Raw genomic sequence first — 19,980 nt, forward strand, 5'->3', positions numbered from 1 at the left:
ATATTTATACAAAATAAAAGACTATTTTTCAGCATAAAGGTGTACACTATGAATATTTCCTGAAACGGCATTCAACATTCGGTTAAACATAAAATCCCCTACACCTTTTTTTATTTCTGTCGCTTCTAAATCAAGTACAGATAGTAACTCTTCACTTGTATAAGTTTTAAATCCCATCACTTTGCAATTTTTAAAACCAACGGATTTCATAATTTTTAAATAATGTTCAAGTTGAGTTGCACCAGACACACAAGTTGCATATAAGGCCGCTTGTTTTAATATCCAATTAGGAATATTCTCATCAATGACTATATCACTAAATGAAATACTTCCAGTTGGTTTTAACACTCTATAGACTTCCCCCATGACTTTACCTTTATCTGTCGATAAGTTAATCACACAGTTGGAAATCACTCTATCGACACTCATATTATCAAGTGGAATAGCCTCAATTAACGCATTCTTCAACTCAACATTGTTAAGTTGCAAACTATCAACTTTTTTTTGCGCAATAGACAACATCTCATCAGTCATATCAATGCCTATAACTCGCCCATCTTGTCCCACTTTTTCAGCTGCAAGAATAACATCCAGTCCAGTACCACAACCTAAATCAAGTACTGTTTCTCCTTCTTTAATTTTGGCAATATCAATGGGGTTACCACAAGAAAAATTATGCTCTAATATTTGACTATCAATATCAGCAAGTCCATCAATAGAGTATCCTGAAAGAGATAAAATAGCATCACTTTCCGTGGCAATTACCCTTCCATTCTCACTAAAAGATGAATGTGTGGAGAGTGCGCTTGCATATGCATTTCTAATTGAATCTTTATCAAAGCTATCCTTTTTATGCTGCATATTAATCAACCTCTTAATTTGTTTGTCTAAAGAAACATCCCCATTATTAAATTATAAATTCTCTTCCTCATATTATTCGCTTAGAAATATTTTAATGCGTTAGTTAACTTATCATCTGAAGTTACATTTTAGTTTTACTGAATAAATTTTCAACCCAGTATATTATTTATGAAGGTAACAAAAAATTAAAACCTAATAAAACCAATGTAAAAACAGATAAAACTAAAATTAACTCATTAACAATGCAAGTATGATTTTACAAAAACAATCGATATTTTGGTATTAGTTTAGTATTAGTTTTAATACATTTTCAACCAGAAAATGTCTTTTAAGTATTAAAAAAGTATTAGACAAGTATGAAAGTTAGTATGAAAAAGAATGGGGTTATGCGGTTATTACATTATTTTAATGTATAGTATCTACATACTTTATTAACCATCCAAACTTTATTCACCATCATTGTTTAAATAAGTCGTTTAAGTAGAAAAGTAGTCTAAAAGGAGGTTGAAATGAACACATCAGATCCTGATGCAAATTTATCCCAAGAATTGCTGTCTAAACAGAAATACCGTCATTTAATTGGCTACTTAATTTCCAGTGCAATTGCAGGAGAAATTGTCGCGGCAAAAGCTTACGCTCAAATGTCCCTTTTAACAGGAAATAGGATCGAAATGAAGATGCTATTAAAAGAAGGCCAAGAAGAGCTAATGCATGCTGATATGCTAGAAAAGTTAGCTAAACAACTTAATGTCCCTTTTGTTAATCGTATAATCGAACCTGAATGGGAAAATATTCTTGCTTTTATCAAAGAAAAAGCAAATAACAATGATTATATGAGTTGCTTTCTTGCTCAAGAAATAGTCTTAGAAAGTATGGCGATTGTACTCTACCAAACCATGTCAGGTGAAGGTTCTGAAGTGGATAATATCACCGCAAAAGTGACAAAACGCATTCTAGCCGATGAACTAGAGCACGTCGACTCTGGGATCAATTACCTCAAAGATAATCTACGCAAGAACAAAACGCTTACCTATGAAAAGTTAAGTGAAGTCAATGATAAAGTATTACCCCAAGTTTATAATTTAATCCGTAATGGGTGTGATTCTCTGTGCAGTGAAATGAATGTAGAATGCGGTACCTTTGGCCCTGAAGAAATTGGTCTCGATTTCGACACATTAAGGTTAAATGCGCTTGACCGGTATATGGAAACGCTCGATGAAGCTGGCGTTGAACCAGAGGTCATTAGCCGATTAATGTTAAATGTTGCAGGGTTTAACAACAAAGATTCTGCAATGCAGCAGCAATGCTGTTGCTAAATGCTGTTGTTACTCAAACCAGTAATCAACATTAATTAAGCCTATCATCCACTTAGGACAAATATTCGAAGAGGTAATATGAAAAGCGAACGTTATAACAAAATCCTTCTTACTGGCGCTTCAGGCTTTCTAGGTCATATTATCTTATCTCGACTGCTAGCCGATTATCAGTGTGACATTATCATGTTATTACGCCCAGGAGCAGAACTACAACAACTCAAAAATAATGTAGAAGATTATCTTAAAAATAGTGATATTTCCATAGATAACAATCAATGGGATAGAGTTACGCCAATATTTGTCTCTCAACCAGGAGAAAGCTTACCTGGGGGGGTTGAACAAAAAATAGGCGTAATTGATGCCATTTTTCATGCAGCAGGTAATGTTGATTACTTCGACACAGAGCAATTACACATTGGTAATGTGCAATACACAAGTAATCTTATCCAACTTGCTAAGCGCTGTCACGCTCAACAATTTATCTATGTATCAACTGCTTTTTCATCTGGCTACAAAGATATGCCCATTTTAGAGCAAGCCTGTTGTCCTCCCTTTAAAGATCCTACTGCATATGTCACATCAAAACGTCATGCAGAAACTTTAGTTGAACAAAGTGGAATACCTTATTTCATTATGCGTCCCTCCATTGTCATTGGGCACAGTAAAACAGGCTATTATAGAGGTAAACGTTACGGTCTTTATCAACAATGGATGTTAATGGAGAAGCTTTTTCATAACCACTATATTGCGAACTGGCATTATGTCGCCAATGGAAAAAAGCTCCAATTAGTTCATTGTGATAGCTTTGAAAATATGCTATTTGCAGCAATAGAAACATTACCAGTGAACACACACGTTAATATTGTTTCTGAATCAAGCACGTTACCCAGTTATCGTGATGCTGTCGATTTGTGGTTTAAGCGAGTACTCAAACCCAAATCCATTTCCTACTATGATGATTATGACTCTCTCCCACTAAGCAAACTATCCAGAAAAGAAAGAATGTTTTTTAACTTAATAAAAACCAATACCGAAATAGCAACTGCTTCTTGGTTTTTTGAAACAACTTCAAGCCAAAAAATACAAGCCAAAGGGATTGAAATAAATGATGTCACTTTGACCTCCCTCTTACGCTGTCAAAATAGCTTTGTTAAGCAATCAACCTTACTTAATCTCTAATAGTATGTTTAACTTCAAACGAACAGTGTATTTAGACAACAATGTAACGACGCCACTTTCTCCAGCAGTCATTAAAAGAAAAATTAACATCAATGAATAGAGGAATAACGTTTAATGCTAAACACAAAAACACGCTTAATAATACACTCAGTATTACCATTCCAAATATAGACAAACAAAGCCTTATCGCATTTTTAGATCATCATCATATTTGCATATCCACTGACTCAGCATGCTGCAGTACCCCTTCTACAGCGTCACATGTACTCATTGCTATAGGATTAAATAAAAAACAAATCAATGAAACTATACGAGTCAGTTTATCCACACAAACAACTGAAAAAGAGATCAAGTATTTCATAAAAAATCACATACTTTCTTAGACACTTACATACAAAATATTACCCTAATACCTCCTCAACATATTGATGATACATTCTTACAAAAAACGGATTGTTGTCTACTCGATATTCGAAGTCAATTAGAAAGGCTGTCGATGGAAAGCATTCCGAACTCTCATGAGTATAATGCTGTTAATTGTCAGTCTATCATACGCACTTTTGATAAAAACGATAAACTCATTTTAATTTGTTATTCTGGAATGAAAGCCATGATATTCACATACTAATTGTCTCATGCCGGTTTTCGACATATTCACGTACTCACAGGGGGATTAATTGCCTGGAGAAAAATCAGTAAACAAAATCATCAGAGAATTGACAAATAGAAAGTAGTGTTAAAGAAAGTTGACCCACTTAACAGATCCACTATTATAGGAGAATATCGGCTTCCTTAAGGAGTCATTGATGCTAGATTCTCTACTACTATTTGATAGCCATTTTCACATCATTGATAACAAGTACCCTTTAATTCCCAATCAAGGTTATTTACCCGACTCTTTTACCGTGGCAGATTATCGTCATCGAACCAGTCAGTATCAGGTTTGCGGTGGAGCCATCGTCTCTGGCTCTTTTCAAGGCTTTAATCAAAGCTACTTAATAGATGCACTGACACAATTAGGGCCAAATTTCGTCGGTGTCACTCAACTCCCAGTCGATACAAAGGATGAAGCGATCATCCAACTCAATAAAGCTGGCATTCATGCTTTACGTTTTAATTTGAAGCGGGGCGGTTCAGAGGACATCACCCACTTAAGTCGTATGGCTCACCGTGTTTATGACCTCGTTGGTTGGCATATTGAATTGTACATAGACAGTCAAGATTTACCGCCGTTATATTCACAGATCATTTCACTTCCCGCCGTCAGCATTGATCATTTAGGGCTCAGTAAAGCAGGGTATCCAACCTTACTGAAACTGGTTGAACAAGGTATTAAAGTCAAAGCCACTGGCTTTGGAAGAGTTGATTTTAATATCAAAAATGCATTAAAAAATCTCTATTTGGCCAACCCAAGTGCGCTCATGTTTGGTACTGACATGCCTTCTACCCGTGCACCGCGCCCCTATAAAGACGACGATTTCTTCACTGTTATAGATACACTGGGCGAAAGCGCCGCCCAAAATGTATTTAGCGGTAATGCCAAAACATTTTATCGACTTCCTTAACTTCGCCAAAATGCGCATAGGTATTTATACAAAAAATTGTCATACTCTACTATTGAATATACACTTTACTGGATAGAGAGCTCTTAAATGATCCAAGACAGAGCCAGTCAAATGGTCATATTTCATACCTTAGTAAAGGTTGGCAGTTTTACCAAAGCGGCAGAAAATCTTCAAGTATCCACCTCTCATGTCAGTAAACAATTATCTCTACTCGAAAACGACCTCAATATAAAATTGGTCCAGCGTACGACACGTAGCTTCACATTAACAGAAGCAGGCCAGCGCTTTTCTCATCATTGCGAACAAATTATTTATCATATAAAAGAAGCAAACTTATTAATGGATGGTGCACGAGACGATGTCTCAGGCGTACTCAGGTTAGGTGTATCACAATCATTTGGCACATTACATATCATTCCTGCCATAGACAAACTACGTCAGCAATACCCCGAATTAACGGTCGAGATCCGTTTATTCGATCACAAAGCCAATATGTTAGAAGAAAACCTTGATCTTTGGTTGACTAATTTTGAAGAAATCCCCGAAGGTTATGTCGCACAACGATTGGCCAATACCCGCTTTATTTTAGCTGCATCCCCACATTACCTTATTAATCATGAGCCGCCTCATCATCCCAATGATCTACTGCAACACAATTGTCTAATTTATCAAAGTAGTCTGAGAAATTATCATCACTGGGCTTTCTCCAAGTATGATGAAAACCTGTGCATTAAAGTTTCAGGTAATTACCGTGTCGATTTAGCAGAAGCGGTTCGAGATGCAGCCATCTCAGGCTGGGGAGTTGCTTATCTAGCCAGTTATTTACTGCAGAATGAATTCCGTAATGGCCAATTAGTACAACTTTTACCAAACTGGAAAGCCTGTCAACACATGCCTTTCTATGCCGTGTACCCCAGCCGTAAACATTTACCTAAAAAAACATCAGCCGCTTTAAACTTCTTTAAAAAACATATCGGTCATGAGCCATATTGGGATACTCACTTACGATCTTACGTAAAAATATAAGCCAACACGTGATCAATTTATTTTTTAAGGAGAAAAATATTATTTCCATATGGAAAATAAAAACCATTAAATACATGTAAGTTAATGTAAATAAATGATAAAAAAATTCAAAAATAAACAGAATAATTTCTCATTACATTTAATTCATAAAGTAAGATTGCATGATCACTTTATAAGCCTAGAATGCGCCTTTCTTTATATTACTTATTGAGGTTTCCATGATATCCTTGCTTGGTATTGCTGTCATTTTGCTGGTTGCTTGGCTGTTATCCAATAATCGTCGACACATTCCCATTCGTACTGTCACATTAGCTTTTATTTTACAAGTAACCTTTGCATTATTAGTGCTTTATATTCCTGCAGGCAAAGCGGTACTCGATAGCGCCACTCACGGGGTATCAAGTGTCATTAATTATGGACAAGAAGGCATTAACTTTGTGTTTGGTGGCTTAGCAACAGGCAATGTTGGATTTGTCTTCGCAATTAATGTACTCGGCATTATTATCTTTTTTTCCGCTTTAATTTCAGGCCTTTATCATATTGGGTTAATGCCAAAAGTGATTAATATCATTGGGGGCGGACTACAAAGATTACTCGGCACTGGACGTGCTGAATCCTTATCTGCTACAGCCAATATTTTTGTTGGCCTCATAGAAGCCCCTTTGGTTATCAAGCCTTACTTGAAAAAAATGAGTGACTCGCAATTCTTTGCTGTCATGACCTGCGGACTGGCCTCTGTAGCTGGCGGCACTATGGTCGGTTACGCAGCCATAGGTGTGGATTTAAACTATCTCATTGCAGCCGCTTTCATGTCTGCGCCTGCGGGGTTATTGATGGCTAAAATGCTCTTCCCGCCACACAAAAGCGAGCAACATCAAGATGAAATCACCTCCGTTGAAATACCAAGAGCCACCAATGTAGTTGAGGCCTTAGCCGATGGAGCAATGTCTGGTTTGAGAATTGCTGTCGCAGTGGGTGCAACCTTACTCGCTTTTGTCGGGGTCATTGCATTATTAAATGGCATGCTGGGCTATGTTGGTGATTTATTTGGTATGCAATTAAGCTTTCAACTGATTTTAGGCTATTTATTCGCTCCAGTGGCTTGGCTGCTGGGCATTCCTTGGCATGATGCCATTATGGCTGGTTCGTTAATTGGTAATAAAATTATCGTCAATGAATTTGTGGCTTTTATTCAGTTAATCGATATCAAAGATCAACTCGCTCCCCATTCTGTCGCCATTGCAACCTTTGCATTATGTGGCTTTGCCAATATCTCAACCATGGCCATTTTAATCGGCGGATTAGGTAGCCTCATTCCTGAAAGACGCAGCTTCATATCGACCTATGGTTTTCGTGCGATCACGGCAGGCGTTCTCGCGAACCTAATGAGCGCAGCCATTGCTGGATTCATTCTGTCTCTTTAGCCCATAAAATGGGCATCAATACGATGCCCATTTTATACAATACGCTAAGCAAAAAACATGTTGAGCAGAAGCTCTAGGTTAAATAGGACAACTCAAACACTTGCGTCATCACTTTATACAACTCAGTTCCTTGATGAACTGATGCCGAAGCAAAATGTAAAAGAGGCACGCAAGTATGCTCTAAAGACAATGGCGTTAAAGCTTGCTCTGTACCATATAAATCAAGCCTGAGTATATTCGCCAATACCCCGCCTGCGGGTAACACTCTTCCTAAAGGCGCTTTATATTCAACCAATCCAGATAAAGGCGCATGATACTTTTTATAATCTTTCAAATAACACGCGTATCTTGGCATCTGCTCTGGCAGAACTGTATCTTTAATCACACCTCGATGGCTTAAATAGGCCAAAATCCCCTTAGCATCAATTTTCGCTTCCGCCAAATCAACATACTCTTGGCTTCCCAGCTCTAACGTAAAAGCTGACATGGGTATATCAAAATTTATTTCTTGTGATTGCAAGTAATCGCTTAATTGCCACCAAGGACAAAAAATAGATTCGTCCATTGCTCCACCAAACTCATTTGGCATCACTAAAGTATAAGGAATAGAAAAATAGCGCGCAGCGTTAATATCATATTCAGGGCAATACAAATGCTTACACGACTTAGGGCCAGTATGTAAATCCAAGACAATTTCAGAATCCAACGCCAAAGCTTGAAGGTTTAATGCCAAACGTTTACCCGTACTCAGCCCCCACTCATTATCCAAAGCTTCTTCACAGATCCCGATAAGTGTTGCTCGATAAGCTTGGATAAATGATGCGCTATCTAAATCTTTATGCGCCTCAACCCATTTGGGGATATCAATCAAAGGTGCTTGGTATTCCCTATTCCAATTCACACCAGTAATAGGATCGAATCGCCCTAACGTAAACTCGCCGCTTTTCTGATTAATGCCCAGTGGATTGGCTAAAGGCAACAACCGAATATCACCTAAAATATCAAATTGCTCAAGCATTGACATTAATTGATAAATAACCGCATTACCTTGCACTTCAGCACCATGCACATTGGCTTGAATAAACACCGCTGGCGCACTACTATCTCGCCCTTTAAATTCGAAAATCGGCACAGTTAGCGGTTGGCCTGTGGCAAGCTCTCCTACTGTTAACTGTGTTTGGCGATACTTCATCACTCGCTCCTAAAGTGCCTTTAAGCGACTTCTTGTGTTTCAAAGAGATCTTGATGCAACGCATTAACCACCTGCGCAGCTTCTGACTCTGCAACGAGAACACATAAATTATGTGGACTGGCTCCTTGACAGATCATTCGCACATTATGTGGCTCTAAAACTTCAAATACACGGCGACATACTCCAGCTGTTGTCGCAATTTTATTGCCCACTATCGCAATCAAAGCTAAGTGCTCTTCAACTCTCACACGGCTGTGTTGAGAAAGCTCTTGTAATAGAGACTCATTCAATAGGCCATGACCGCTGGAATCCGATCCGGTTTTATCAAGGGTTAGCGCTACATTGACCTCTGAGGTAGTAATGAGATCGACACTGATTTTATGTCTGGCTAAAGTCGCAAAGGTTTCAGCTAAAAACCCCTGAGCATGTAACATTTGCAAGCTATGTAAATTCAATAAGGTTTGATCTCGCCTAACGGCAACAGCACGATAAACGGGTTCAGCATTCACTTGATGTCGAATCCAAGTGCCGCCTTTCTCCGGCGCCCAGCTCGACCCCACAAAGACCTGAATTTTTTGTCTCACAGCAGGTAGAATAGTTGCCGGATGCAATACCTTAGCACCAAATGTCGCCATTTCAGCCGCTTCATTAAAGCTAATTTCCTTAATGGGACGAGCGTTAGGAGCAAGCCTTGGATCTGTGGTATAAATGCCTGCCACATCCGTCCAAATTTGTACCGCATCCGCCTGTAACGCCTCAGCTAATAAAGCCGCTGAATAATCACTTCCCCCTCGACCTAAGGTCGTTGTATAGCCTTGGTAATCAGCCCCAATAAAACCTTGCGTCACTATAACTTCTTCAATTAATTTAGGGGCTAACTGTGCTTGAGTCAGTTCTGAAATATGCTCTATTTGCGGCTCTGCCCGCCCAAAAAAGCTATCGGTTCTCAGTATATTTCTAACATCAAAGGCACTGGCTTTAGCCCCTTTTTCCCTTAATACTGCCGCAAATAAGACAGATGAACACTGCTCTCCTTGGGCTAACAATTCATCCATCACAGCTTTCGAACGCTGCATGAATAATTGCTCACTCAATGTTTTAATACGCTCAAGCACTGCTTCAATATGCGCAACAACTCCACTTGGAAAGCCAAGCTTCTCTAAAATTTGATGCTGAATAACAGAAATTTGTTGAATTAACGTTTGTCGTCTTTCAGATCCTGTATCCGCTTGTGTCAATTCAACCAGCAAATTAGTCACACCACTGGAGGCGCTCACGACCACAAGTCGAGTTTGAGGATTATCAATAATAATACTGGCGCAACGATGCATTGCATCATAATCAGCCACTGAGGTTCCACCAAATTTAGCAACGATTAAAGACATGCTTTTCTCTCCATAGTCAAACGGCAAGAAAAGAGAGAATAAAAAATAAACCACACAGCCAACATGAAAAAAGCTCCGAACTTAATATTGTTCGAAGAGCCTGGTGTAAGACGAGTTTCTCGAAATCGGGAAATAGCGATCATCACCAGAAGCCCTCCACCCAGTTATACCCAAATTATTGAGTATAGGTGACAATTGACAGGATTCAGCCTGAACAACCGATAATAAACACCACTAAATATTCATTACCTCGGCGCTAATCTCCCTCATAAGTTATCTTTGGTGTTAGTTCACCCATAACTTACTACCTAGTTAACGCTCCTCTTCTGTAACTTAAATCTTTATAGGATCTAATAGGCATAATAAATATCAAATGCAATAAGATAAAGTCAATGTAAATAAAAAAGTATAAAAAACAAAAATAAAAATAAACAATATATTTACACAATGAAACCAACAACAAACAAGTGAGCAAACAAAATAAAGAATTAACTCAAAGTAAAATTAACACTCATTAAAATAGATTGACTTCCATCCATTTTATTCTGGTAATTCAGATACCAATTTCATTTTTTTAGAAAATGACCCCAAACAAATTTCTTTTTTTTGAAAAAGGCAAGGTATAAGTTTAAGCATATCCGTTTCAACGTAATAAATGGCGTTTTGATTAAACTTAAGCCCAATTTCTACCCCTATTTCTCTTTCCACTGCTATCGCCCAACTCTTCTCCATATGGCACAAATCCACTGATGCTCCCATGATTTCGCGATAGAGTAACCCCAAATGTTCAAGTTCATTTTGCAGTTTTTTATCTAATAGCCTATTTTGACTCGACGATAAAATGACCCCTTTGGGGTTGTGTGCAGTAATAATAGCAAAGGATAATTGAGGAGAAAGCGCTTGAGTAAAGAAGAATTCAGTTTCTTGATAACACTGCCATAGATTATTAACTAAGCTATTCATAATAATATATTTTTATAATTAAACCTGTTTAATTATAGCAATTGTGCACTTTATAACCACCCAAGAGGTTGGGCCAATTAAATTTTAGATTTACAATTATTATTAATCAATAAGTTACATCAAAAAAAACGTTTTCCATCCAGATTAAATCAGTTTTTTTTAACATTTTATTTGTTAACAAATGCCTAAAACGAGTACAATAGAAATGTAAGCCAGTCAACTTAATGCTATTTGGGGTACAAAAGTTACGAGTATCTAAAAGAATAAAATTAAGTATTGGCTGTATCACTGTATTCTTGTATTAAATGTAAATTATGCTTAAATTAACATTTAAACTTTAAAAAAAAACAATTGCTAAGGAACTTTTCTTTACTTTTGTTTCTCAAAGTAGCAGTAATACAGTTCACATTTTCTTTTGTGAGATACCCATACTTTACTCAATAGAAGGTATGTTACCGTTTCAAGAACAATTACAGAGAAAGATTAGTCTTGAAACAGTAAATTGTTAGCATAATGAGCTCGGGCGCATTTTAAGTAGCAGGCGCTCATGGTTAGAATAGATTGACAGAAATTAGGTAAATTAATATGCAAAACCCGCACATTCTGATCGTTGAAGATGAAGCTGTAACCCGAAACACGCTAAGAAGTATTTTTGAAGCTGAAGGATATGTGGTAAGTGAAGCCAATGATGGCGCTGAAATGCATAAAGCGATGCAAGAAAACAAAGTTAATTTAGTTGTCATGGATATCAACTTACCAGGCAAAAACGGATTACTATTAGCGCGAGAATTACGTGAAATTAATAATATCGGTCTTATCTTCCTAACGGGTCGAGATAATGAAGTCGATAAAATCCTAGGTCTTGAAATCGGTGCCGATGATTACATCACTAAACCTTTCAACCCTCGTGAACTGACCATTCGTGCACGTAACTTATTAACTCGCGTCAATAGTACGGGAGAAGAGTCTGAAGAGAAAAGTGCCGTTGAATATTATCGTTTCAATGGATGGAGTCTTGAAATCAATAGCCGTTCTTTAGTCAGTCCACAAGGTGAATCATATAAATTACCGCGTAGTGAGTTCAGAGCTATGCTTCACTTTGTTGAAAACCCTGGTAAAATTTTAAGTCGTGCCGACTTGTTGATGAAAATGACTGGACGTGAATTAAAGCCTCATGACCGTACTGTTGACGTGACTATTCGCCGCATTCGTAAACATTTCGAAAGTCTTCCTGATACACCAGAAATCATTGCCACTATCCACGGTGAAGGTTACCGTTTCTGCGGTACCTTAGACGAGTAACATAAAAAATAACAGCTGAATAATCACTTCTTTATTCATCACTAAAAAGCCAGTCATAAGACTGGCTTTTTTATACCCATGATACTTCAAGCTGCAGGATTCTGCTGGAAGTATCACGGGTATTATCTTACTGCTTGAGTTTCCTGTCTAAAAAATCCGCTAACGAGCGATACAAATGATTGCGAACCTTTTCTCCCCGCATAGAGTGTTTCGAGCCAGGATAATCTATCATTTGAAACAATTTCCCTTCATCTTGTAATGCTTTATAAACTCGCGTGCTGTTTTCAAATAATACATTGTCATCCGCCATGCCATGATACATGAGTAAGCCCGACTGATACCCCTTAACATAAGGAAAAACACTACTGGCTTCATAGCCTTTGGCATTTGTGATTGGCGATCCTAAATAGCGCTCAGTGTAATGAGTATCATACAAATGCCAATCTGATACGGGTGCGCCAGCAATAGCAGCTTTAAAAATATTGGGAGCCTTAAATATTCCCATTAATGCCATATACCCACCATAGCTGTGACCATAAATAGCAATATTATCACCATCAACAAAAGGAAGTCCCTTCAAATACTCAACACCTAATAACTGATCCTTCAGCTCTACATCCCCTAAATGCTCATAGAGAGCTTGCTCAAATTGCGTTCCCCTGTGGGCAGAACCTCTGTTATCTAACTGAAACACAATAAAACCTTGTTGTAATAAATACTGAGTAAAGTAATCTTGCTCACTCCAAGCATTCACTGCCAATTGTGCATGAGGGCCGCCATATACTCGCACAACAACAGGATATTGTTTATTAGGGTCAAAATCTGTCGGTTTAAATAAACGATAAACCAGCTTCTGACCATCTTCTGCTTCAATATTCCCCCACTCTGGAAGCTGCCAACGACCGAAATAAGCATAAAGTGGATGAGAAGAAGTCACCGCATTTTGCTCAATCCACATTAATCGCTTACCTGTTGCATCATGCAAACTCACCTGAGGAGGCTGAGATAAACGACTAAAGTTATCTAAATAAATAGGGCTATGCTCAGCAAAAGTTATATTGTGCTCCCCTGACAAATGGGTTATAGCTTCGATCTCTCCTCCACTCAAGGCAACACGATAGAGTTGTTTTTCGATGACAGCCGTTTTACGCCCAGTAAAATAAACCCAGCCATTTTCCTCATCAACATATTCAAGTCTATCTACTGCCCATGGACCTTGAGTCAAGCGTCGCTTCAGTCCCCCTTTTAAATCATATAAATACAGATGATTAAAACCATCACGTTCAGAAGCCCATATTAAGAAAGGTTGTTTTTTTAGAAAAAATAAATCGTTATTAACATTCACCCAAGCATGACTGCGTTCCTCAACAATTGAATGAGGTAATGCATGTCCTGTCGCTGACACTAGATTTAAATCCAATTCATGCTGATCGCGGCTTTGCCATTGAAAAGACAACATTTGACTATCAGGCAGCCATTTCACTCGAGGGATATAAATATCCTTATCTTCGCCTAAGGGCACCCAATTGATCGCGCTACTTGAAATAGCAACTATTCCAAGCTTAATCTCAACATTCGCTTTCCCTGCATAAGGGTAACGCTGCTGTGTCAACTTAATTCCATCAGCATAAATTTCATTGCGAGTGATCAGCTCCACACCGGACTCATCTATCTGGGTAAAGGCTATTTTAGATTCATCGGGGGACCACCAATACCCCGTCATCCTGTCCATTTCCTCTTGAGCGACAAATTCTGCCATGGCATTTTTAATCACCCCTTTGCCATCATGAGTCAGCTGGGTGAGTGCATTTTTTTGTAAATCATAAATGAATAAATTATGCTCACGAACAAACGACACATAATGTCCTTTCGGCGACAACCTCGCATCGGTAATGAAACCTTCACCGATAGTTAATGCTGTCACCTGAGCGTTTTCTAGAGAAAAATAATATAGGGTATCAGACATAGGCAATAAGATAGCCTGACTATCTTGAGACCAATAATAAGCCATGATCCCTTGCCCAAATACGCGCTGACGTTCACGACGGGCCTTTTCTTCATCTGATAACTCCGATGCCGCTAATAAATCTGCATCGATCAACTTGCTTTTTTGACCAGATTTAACATCCATTTGCCATAAATCATAAAAATGCTGATTATCTGGCCGCCCAACTAAATAAGTCACTCGAGACCCATCAGGTGACAATTTCACCCCTACTGGTGTCACCCCCGCTAATGCAGGAGATGCATTAAAGCGCTCAATGGTTAAGGCCTTTTGCCCTCCATAGGGCACAACGTCTTTATTCTCTTTTTTCATTGTCGATGTTTCACTCATAGATAATTGATTTTTAGATAAAGCATTGCTTGTAGGCAGGTTGTTGACACCTGTCACACATGCGGGTAGTCCTAAGAACGCTGACAGTAAAACAACTGCCTTTGATAAGCTAACGCCTCTTATATTCATTTTCTTCCTTAATACTGTTATGTCACGACATCCAGAATATAAAAACAAAATCAGTGTTTTTATATTGATACACATTCTAAACTGAAAAAAGAATCTATCTCGGGTATGATTAACAAAAAAGTTATCCCTCATTCGAGTTACACTCGACACTGTTATAGGAAAAACCATGCAAACCCTTGCTCAGTACCTACAAACACAATCGCTTAATCCCGCCCTAGAAAACCTGATTTTCACCTTAGCCGACACTTCAAAAGCCATTAGTCTCGCTGTCCGCAATGGGGCACTAGCTGGTGTTTTAGGCGCAACAGAGCAAGAAAATGTGCAAGGTGAAACACAAAAAAAATTAGATATTATCACCAATGATATGCTCAAAAATGCGCTGCATGATAATTTAGCAGTAAGGGGTATCGCATCAGAAGAAGAAGACAATATCGTTGAAGCCAATAGCGAAGGGCAATATCTAGTGTGTTTCGATCCCTTAGATGGCTCATCTAACATCGATATTAACTCTCTTGTCGGCACGATATTCTCAACCTTATCTATGCAAGAAAAGGTGCCTCAAGGAGAACTATCTGAACAACACTTTTTACAAAGTGGCCGCAAGCAAATCGCATCTGGTTACATGCTATATGGCCCATCGACGATGATGGCTCTCACCACAGGTCAAGGGGTACAGTTTTTCACATTAGATCACAAAACCCAAGAATACCTACTCACCAATGAAAAGGTCACTATCACTCCCGATACCAGCGAGTTTGCCATTAATATGTCAAATCAACGATTTTGGGAAAAACCCATGCAAAACTATATTGATGAGTTATTGCAGGGAGCAATCGGACCGAGAGAAAAAGCCTTTAACATGCGCTGGATTGCCGCCATGGTAGGTGATGTTCACAGAGTATTATCCAGAGGCGGCTTATTTACCTACCCCACAGATCATAAAAACCCAAACAAACCCTATAAGCTACGCTTAATGTATGAAGCTAACCCAATGGCATGGTTAGTCGAACAAGCGGGTGGGAAAGCCTCAACGGGCTATGAAAATATTCTTGATATACAGCCTAGTCATATTCACCAAAGAGTCCCGGTTATTTTAGGCTCATCCAATGAAGTGGATATCTGCTTGAGCCATCATCAGGGTGGGAACCAAGGCGATAATGGTGATGAACTCAGCGATCAAGTCGCCCCTTCTTTAGTCTAGCTTTCTCAAGCAATGTACATTAAGAGTGACTCAGTCACTCTTTTAGTGAGGGCTTAATTAAATCTAACACTTGTTCAAAATCTGCTTGAGTCGGATATAAATTAAGGTGCGTTGCATTAGGAATAACCTTAATTACTCGGCGCTTGGCCTGACAGGCCGCCTCATAAAGTCGCTCGACTAACAAACGTGGGATCACATGATCATTATCAGCGGCCACAATCACAACCTCTCCCGTAAACTGTGCTAACACGTCAAAAGCATCAGAATCATACCAGCTATTCTCTCGCCGTATAATATTGGAAAACGCAGGCCCAAAATTCACTCTATAGGCTCTGGGCGTATAAACACCAGGCACCAACAAGACTAACTGTTCAACCTGCAATTGCTCGGTTAATTTAATCGCCGTATAACCACTCATGCTTGAACCTATCAGCCTCTTAGGTGATATGTTCAGTGCCTTTATCACACTCTGTGCTTGCGCCTCACGGCACGTTAATGAGCTTGCACTCATTTGACCACCCGTTTCACCATGACCAATAAAGTCAAATGCCGCGCTTGCAACCCCTCTTGCCAATAACGCTTGTCTCAGCTTAACAAACCGTGCTCGAGAAGATTGACCCGCGCCATGCATCACTAAGGTGTCACAGACATCAGCGTTCACATCACCTTTTAACACATGGTGTGAAGCAACACATTCAAAAGGAGTTAACGTCATAGCACTGTCCTCTTAAAAACAAAACAGCCGCAATAAGCGGCTGTCGTCAATATTATCAACACAATCGTCAACACAATGGCCGTTAAAAATCATCCTTCACTGCAGAAGCAAGAAGCAACAGACTCATGTCCCGTTTTTCTCTCCACTGCATCCACAATCGTCAACACAATGGCCGTTAAACATCATCCTTCACTGCAGAAGCTACAGGCTCATGTCCCGTTTTTCTCTCCGTTGCATCCACAATCGTCAACAATACCGTTAAACATCATCCTTTACTGCAGAAGCAGCAGGCTCATGTCCCGCTTTTTTCTCCGTTGCATCCACAATCGTCAATACAATGGCCGTTAAACATCATCCTTCACTGCAGAAGCTACAGGCTCATGTCCCGCTTTTTTCTCCGTTGCATCCACAATCGTCAACACAGCAGCATCACCCACCACATTACAAGAAGTGAGCACCATATCCAATAACCTGTCCAGTGCCGCAATGATCGCAAAAGCCTCAACCGGTAGCCCCAATTGATGAATAAGGACGCCAATCATCACCAAAGCGCCACCAGGGATCCCTCCAGCGCCCACCGACAATAAAAACACGCTAAAAATTAACGTCGGTAGCTGCTCAGAAGTGATCGGTGTGCCAAAGGCATTGGCCACAAAAAACACCGCAATCGTAATATAAATGGACGCGCCGCCCATATTCATTGTCGCCCCTAATGGCACACCAAAGCCTGCGATTGAACGACTCACACCTAATTTATCGGTTAAGGTTCTCATGGTCACAGGAATTGTCGCGTTAGAACTGACTGTCGATAACGAAAACATGATCTGCTCACGGGTCTTTTGTCTGAATTCCTTCGCTGAAACTGGCGTAAATAATCCCACCGCCACAGGGTACACCACAAAAATCCACAAAATAAGAATCGTTAAAATAATCGCCACATAACCTAATACACTCGCAAAAATGCCGGCATCAAAGGTCGCACCAAGTTTTAGCATGAGGGCAAAAACGCCAATGGGAGCCAGACTCATCACCACAGTGATAAGCTTCATCATAATGGCATTCGCCACCTGAAAACCCGATACGGCCCCAGACGCTTTATCGCCCAAGGATTTAATCACGCCACCTAACAGCAACGCGAGGAAAATCACTTGTAGCATATTACCCGAACTAAAGGCGGTAACGACGTTACTTGGAACAATATTAACCAGTAAGTCCAACAGATTAGGCAGTTCTGTCGTCGTGATTTTAACTTCATTACTGCCTGCTAAAGACATGCCAGCACCGGGCGAAAAAATCAGCGCTGCAGCCACTGCCGTTGCAATGGCAATCACAGTATTAATCAAATAAAAGCCAAATGTTTTACCGCCAAGACGACCAAAGTTTTCTAACTCTTCTAAATCACACACGCCGCACACAATGCTGACAAACACCAATGGCACTACTAGCACCATAATCATGCGCACAAACATGGTCCCAATGCCGGAGGCAATGTCGACCAATGTCTGTGAAAAAAAGGCGACATCGGGTAAAAAGTATTGAATACACGAACCCAATATAAGGCCTAAAAATAAACCGATAAAGATCCGTGTTGAAAGTGAACTTGTCATATATTTACCTAACTTCAAAAATCAATAAGCATGCCTTAAGGCACGTCTTGTTCATTGAGCGCATAAATTGTACTCAATGTTAATGTCATCAACCCTGATTATTTTGCCTTCATATCACGCTATCATAGCCGTAAAAGGCATCCCTTCAATTTGTGAGCGCAAATAGTGAAACATGCTGAGCAAAATTACAAATAAAAAGCATCGAATGATGAAAAGATCATTAAAAAGTCAAATATGCTAAAAAAGTAAAGTTTACAGATATGTAATCAAAGTAAATATAAAGATAAAAAAAGCGTTAAATGATAATTAAAAAACAATTAGAAAACATACTGAATACAAATAAAGATATTTACACACAATCAAAATAAATAACTAAAATACACCCATATCTATCATACTCACAATGAAGGCAACGGTAGGAATGAGAAACATTGAGGTGAGCTCATTAATGGCCTCTGCTTCCATACCATTGCCATCCTCCTTGTAAGCAGAAACAGCGGCCAAACACTCGCATAGAGACTGCCCTAAGACAGCCACAATTCCACATCACGAATAATAAAATTCCCATTATAAACGGGATCGTTCTCTCCTATCGGTGCTAGCTCAAAGTAACATTTATGTTCCTCTGACAAAGCCTCATATCCTCCAATCACTTGATAAAGCCAAGCTTCATGCTCCCAAGGCAGAGACTGTTCAAGCAAGTAATCCAGGGCTGATTGGGCCTGACCCGACTCAATCACACTCACAAAATACCCGTCAACCGCTTGCTTTAACGGGTTATTAGGGATCGCAAAATCGTCGCTTTCACTGAGCAACACGGACGCTTGGCTTTCTATTACTGAAGGCTCAGTTTGCATATGACGAATTGATTTGATTTTAGTGACGATATCAAGTAATTCAGGTTCTTGACTGGTATTGTAAATATCGACGGAGGCCGAAGACAATAACGCCTCTGCGTGATTAAACAATACTGGCACTTGCTTATGCGCCACATGATCAAGTGGCCTAAAGTCAGGATGTAAATTGGTGTGTAATAACCAACCTTTTAATAAACGTGTACGACCTCGAATTTGCCTAAAGCGGCCTAATAATTCAAGTAACCTTGCTTGCACAACACTGAGTTCTTGAGTGCAATCACTCAAGGTGCGCTGCATGTTGATCACTAATAATTTGCGTAACTCACGTATATCGCCCGCAATGTCGGTCAACTCATCAAATTGAACCAAAGATAGGCCATTCAATAATTCTGTGACCTGAGTTTGCGCTAACTCATTTTCACGAATTTTGGCATTAATACTGCCCACATAACCAAATTCATTATTAATACGCCCCCAAAGCACACGAATGGCATAACGTAAGCTGTCACAAAAACGATAAACATGCTCATTAAGTTCATTCAGATAAGCTTCACTACTGCTAAAATCAGCTTGATGGCGCGCTTCTTGATAGTGGGCAGCTAAGGTTTTAATGCTAGCAATCGCCGAACCGGTATTGGCATCGATTTGCCGATGACGTTCATCGCTCAAATTCTCTTCTAATAAAGCACGAATGGTCCCTTTCAGACGTAAGCCTTGCTCTTCATCAGGGCGCCATAACACGCCAGCACTTTTGAGTTTATCCAACGTACTGGCATCATAGTCCCCAAGAGATATCTCACCTTGTTGATACACATCCATGATGAGCTCACTGTGACGACTGAGTAACTTCAGTAATTTCACACCGGCTTGATGTAAATGATCACTCATCACTAACCCCTTTAACACTCGCCCCTTCAACACAC

16 protein-coding genes, 1 pseudogene and 1 riboswitch are annotated in these 19,980 nt (G+C 39.4%); of the genes and pseudogenes, 8 read left to right on the forward strand and 9 right to left on the reverse strand.

Annotated elements, in window-relative coordinates:
- Positions 1-21 precede the first annotated feature (21 nt).
- A complete protein-coding gene (locus Q0779_RS10840; protein WP_298772504.1) occupies positions 22-861 on the reverse strand; it encodes a methyltransferase domain-containing protein in 840 nt (279 codons plus the stop codon).
- 509 nt (positions 862-1,370) lie between these two features.
- Here Q0779_RS10840 and Q0779_RS10845 point away from each other — a divergent pair.
- The 6 genes and pseudogenes from Q0779_RS10845 to Q0779_RS10865 all read left to right on the forward strand — a co-directional run bounded on the left by Q0779_RS10845 (position 1,371) and on the right by Q0779_RS10865 (position 7,371).
- Positions 1,371-2,177 carry a ferritin-like domain-containing protein gene (locus Q0779_RS10845; protein ID WP_298772506.1) on the forward strand — a complete coding sequence of 269 codons (807 nt, stop codon included), beginning with the start codon at positions 1,371-1,373 and terminating at the stop codon, positions 2,175-2,177.
- Positions 2,178-2,255: 78 nt separating this feature from the next.
- Positions 2,256-3,356: an SDR family oxidoreductase gene (locus Q0779_RS10850; protein ID WP_298772508.1), complete on the forward strand. Its 1,101-nt coding sequence runs from the start codon at positions 2,256-2,258 to the stop codon at positions 3,354-3,356.
- Between the two features lie 65 nt (positions 3,357-3,421).
- Positions 3,422-3,739, forward strand: a pseudogene (locus Q0779_RS24010) (aminotransferase class V-fold PLP-dependent enzyme); the annotation flags it as partial.
- A gap of 423 nt (positions 3,740-4,162) precedes the next feature.
- The gene (locus Q0779_RS10855; RefSeq protein WP_298772510.1) at positions 4,163-4,921 is read left to right on the forward strand and encodes an amidohydrolase family protein; all 759 of its coding nucleotides are present in this window, start codon (positions 4,163-4,165) and stop codon (positions 4,919-4,921) included.
- An 87-nt stretch (positions 4,922-5,008) separates the two neighbouring features.
- Positions 5,009-5,947: a LysR family transcriptional regulator gene (locus Q0779_RS10860; RefSeq protein ID WP_298772511.1), complete on the forward strand. Its 939-nt coding sequence runs from the start codon at positions 5,009-5,011 to the stop codon at positions 5,945-5,947.
- Between the two features lie 218 nt (positions 5,948-6,165).
- Positions 6,166-7,371 (forward strand): NupC/NupG family nucleoside CNT transporter, encoded by a 1,206-nt coding sequence (locus Q0779_RS10865; protein ID WP_298772512.1) that lies wholly within the window; start codon positions 6,166-6,168, stop codon positions 7,369-7,371.
- Between the two features lie 73 nt (positions 7,372-7,444).
- On the opposite strand, the gene Q0779_RS10870 is transcribed toward Q0779_RS10865, so the two are convergent.
- From Q0779_RS10870 to Q0779_RS10880, 3 genes are all read right to left on the reverse strand, one after another.
- Complete coding sequence (locus Q0779_RS10870; protein ID WP_298772514.1) at positions 7,445-8,563, reverse strand: succinylglutamate desuccinylase/aspartoacylase family protein; 1,119 nt, start codon at positions 8,561-8,563, stop codon at positions 7,445-7,447.
- Between the two features lie 20 nt (positions 8,564-8,583).
- Positions 8,584-9,948 (reverse strand): lysine-sensitive aspartokinase 3, encoded by a 1,365-nt coding sequence (gene lysC / locus Q0779_RS10875; RefSeq protein WP_298772516.1) that lies wholly within the window; start codon positions 9,946-9,948, stop codon positions 8,584-8,586.
- 141 nt (positions 9,949-10,089) lie between these two features.
- Positions 10,090-10,282, reverse strand: a riboswitch (Lysine riboswitch).
- Positions 10,283-10,488: 206 nt separating this feature from the next.
- Positions 10,489-10,911: a DUF3293 domain-containing protein gene (locus Q0779_RS10880; RefSeq protein ID WP_298772518.1), complete on the reverse strand. Its 423-nt coding sequence runs from the start codon at positions 10,909-10,911 to the stop codon at positions 10,489-10,491.
- A 585-nt stretch (positions 10,912-11,496) separates the two neighbouring features.
- On the opposite strand from Q0779_RS10880, the gene arcA reads away from it, so the two are divergent.
- Positions 11,497-12,213: a two-component system response regulator ArcA gene (gene arcA, locus Q0779_RS10885; RefSeq protein WP_298772520.1), complete on the forward strand. Its 717-nt coding sequence runs from the start codon at positions 11,497-11,499 to the stop codon at positions 12,211-12,213.
- Between the two features lie 127 nt (positions 12,214-12,340).
- Here the strand turns inward: arcA and Q0779_RS10890 are convergent, their stop codons facing one another.
- Entirely contained in the window at positions 12,341-14,530 is a 2,190-nt protein-coding gene (locus Q0779_RS10890) for a S9 family peptidase (RefSeq protein WP_298772621.1), read from the reverse strand.
- A gap of 313 nt (positions 14,531-14,843) precedes the next feature.
- Here Q0779_RS10890 and Q0779_RS10895 point away from each other — a divergent pair, with 313 nt between their 5' ends.
- Positions 14,844-15,878: a class 1 fructose-bisphosphatase gene (locus Q0779_RS10895; RefSeq protein WP_298772521.1), complete on the forward strand. Its 1,035-nt coding sequence runs from the start codon at positions 14,844-14,846 to the stop codon at positions 15,876-15,878.
- A gap of 34 nt (positions 15,879-15,912) precedes the next feature.
- On the opposite strand, the gene Q0779_RS10900 is transcribed toward Q0779_RS10895, so the two are convergent.
- The 4 genes from Q0779_RS10900 to Q0779_RS10915 form a co-directional block, all read right to left on the reverse strand.
- Positions 15,913-16,593: an alpha/beta hydrolase gene (locus Q0779_RS10900; protein ID WP_298772523.1), complete on the reverse strand. Its 681-nt coding sequence runs from the start codon at positions 16,591-16,593 to the stop codon at positions 15,913-15,915.
- Positions 16,594-16,937: 344 nt separating this feature from the next.
- Entirely contained in the window at positions 16,938-18,200 is a 1,263-nt protein-coding gene (locus tag Q0779_RS10905; RefSeq protein WP_298772525.1) for a dicarboxylate/amino acid:cation symporter, read from the reverse strand.
- 372 nt (positions 18,201-18,572) lie between these two features.
- On the reverse strand, positions 18,573-18,737 hold the full coding sequence (locus Q0779_RS10910; protein WP_298772527.1) for a hypothetical protein: 165 nt from the start codon (positions 18,735-18,737) through the stop codon (positions 18,573-18,575).
- Positions 18,725-19,945, reverse strand: coding sequence for a phosphoenolpyruvate carboxylase (locus Q0779_RS10915; RefSeq protein ID WP_298772529.1), 1,221 nt, complete (start codon positions 19,943-19,945; stop codon positions 18,725-18,727). The genes Q0779_RS10910 and Q0779_RS10915 overlap by 13 nt, the downstream gene beginning before the upstream one ends.
- Positions 19,946-19,980: the final 35 nt, after the last annotated feature.

This window comes from uncultured Shewanella sp. (assembly GCF_947491715.1).
In the GTDB taxonomy this organism is placed as follows: Bacteria; Pseudomonadota; Gammaproteobacteria; order Enterobacterales; family Shewanellaceae; genus Shewanella.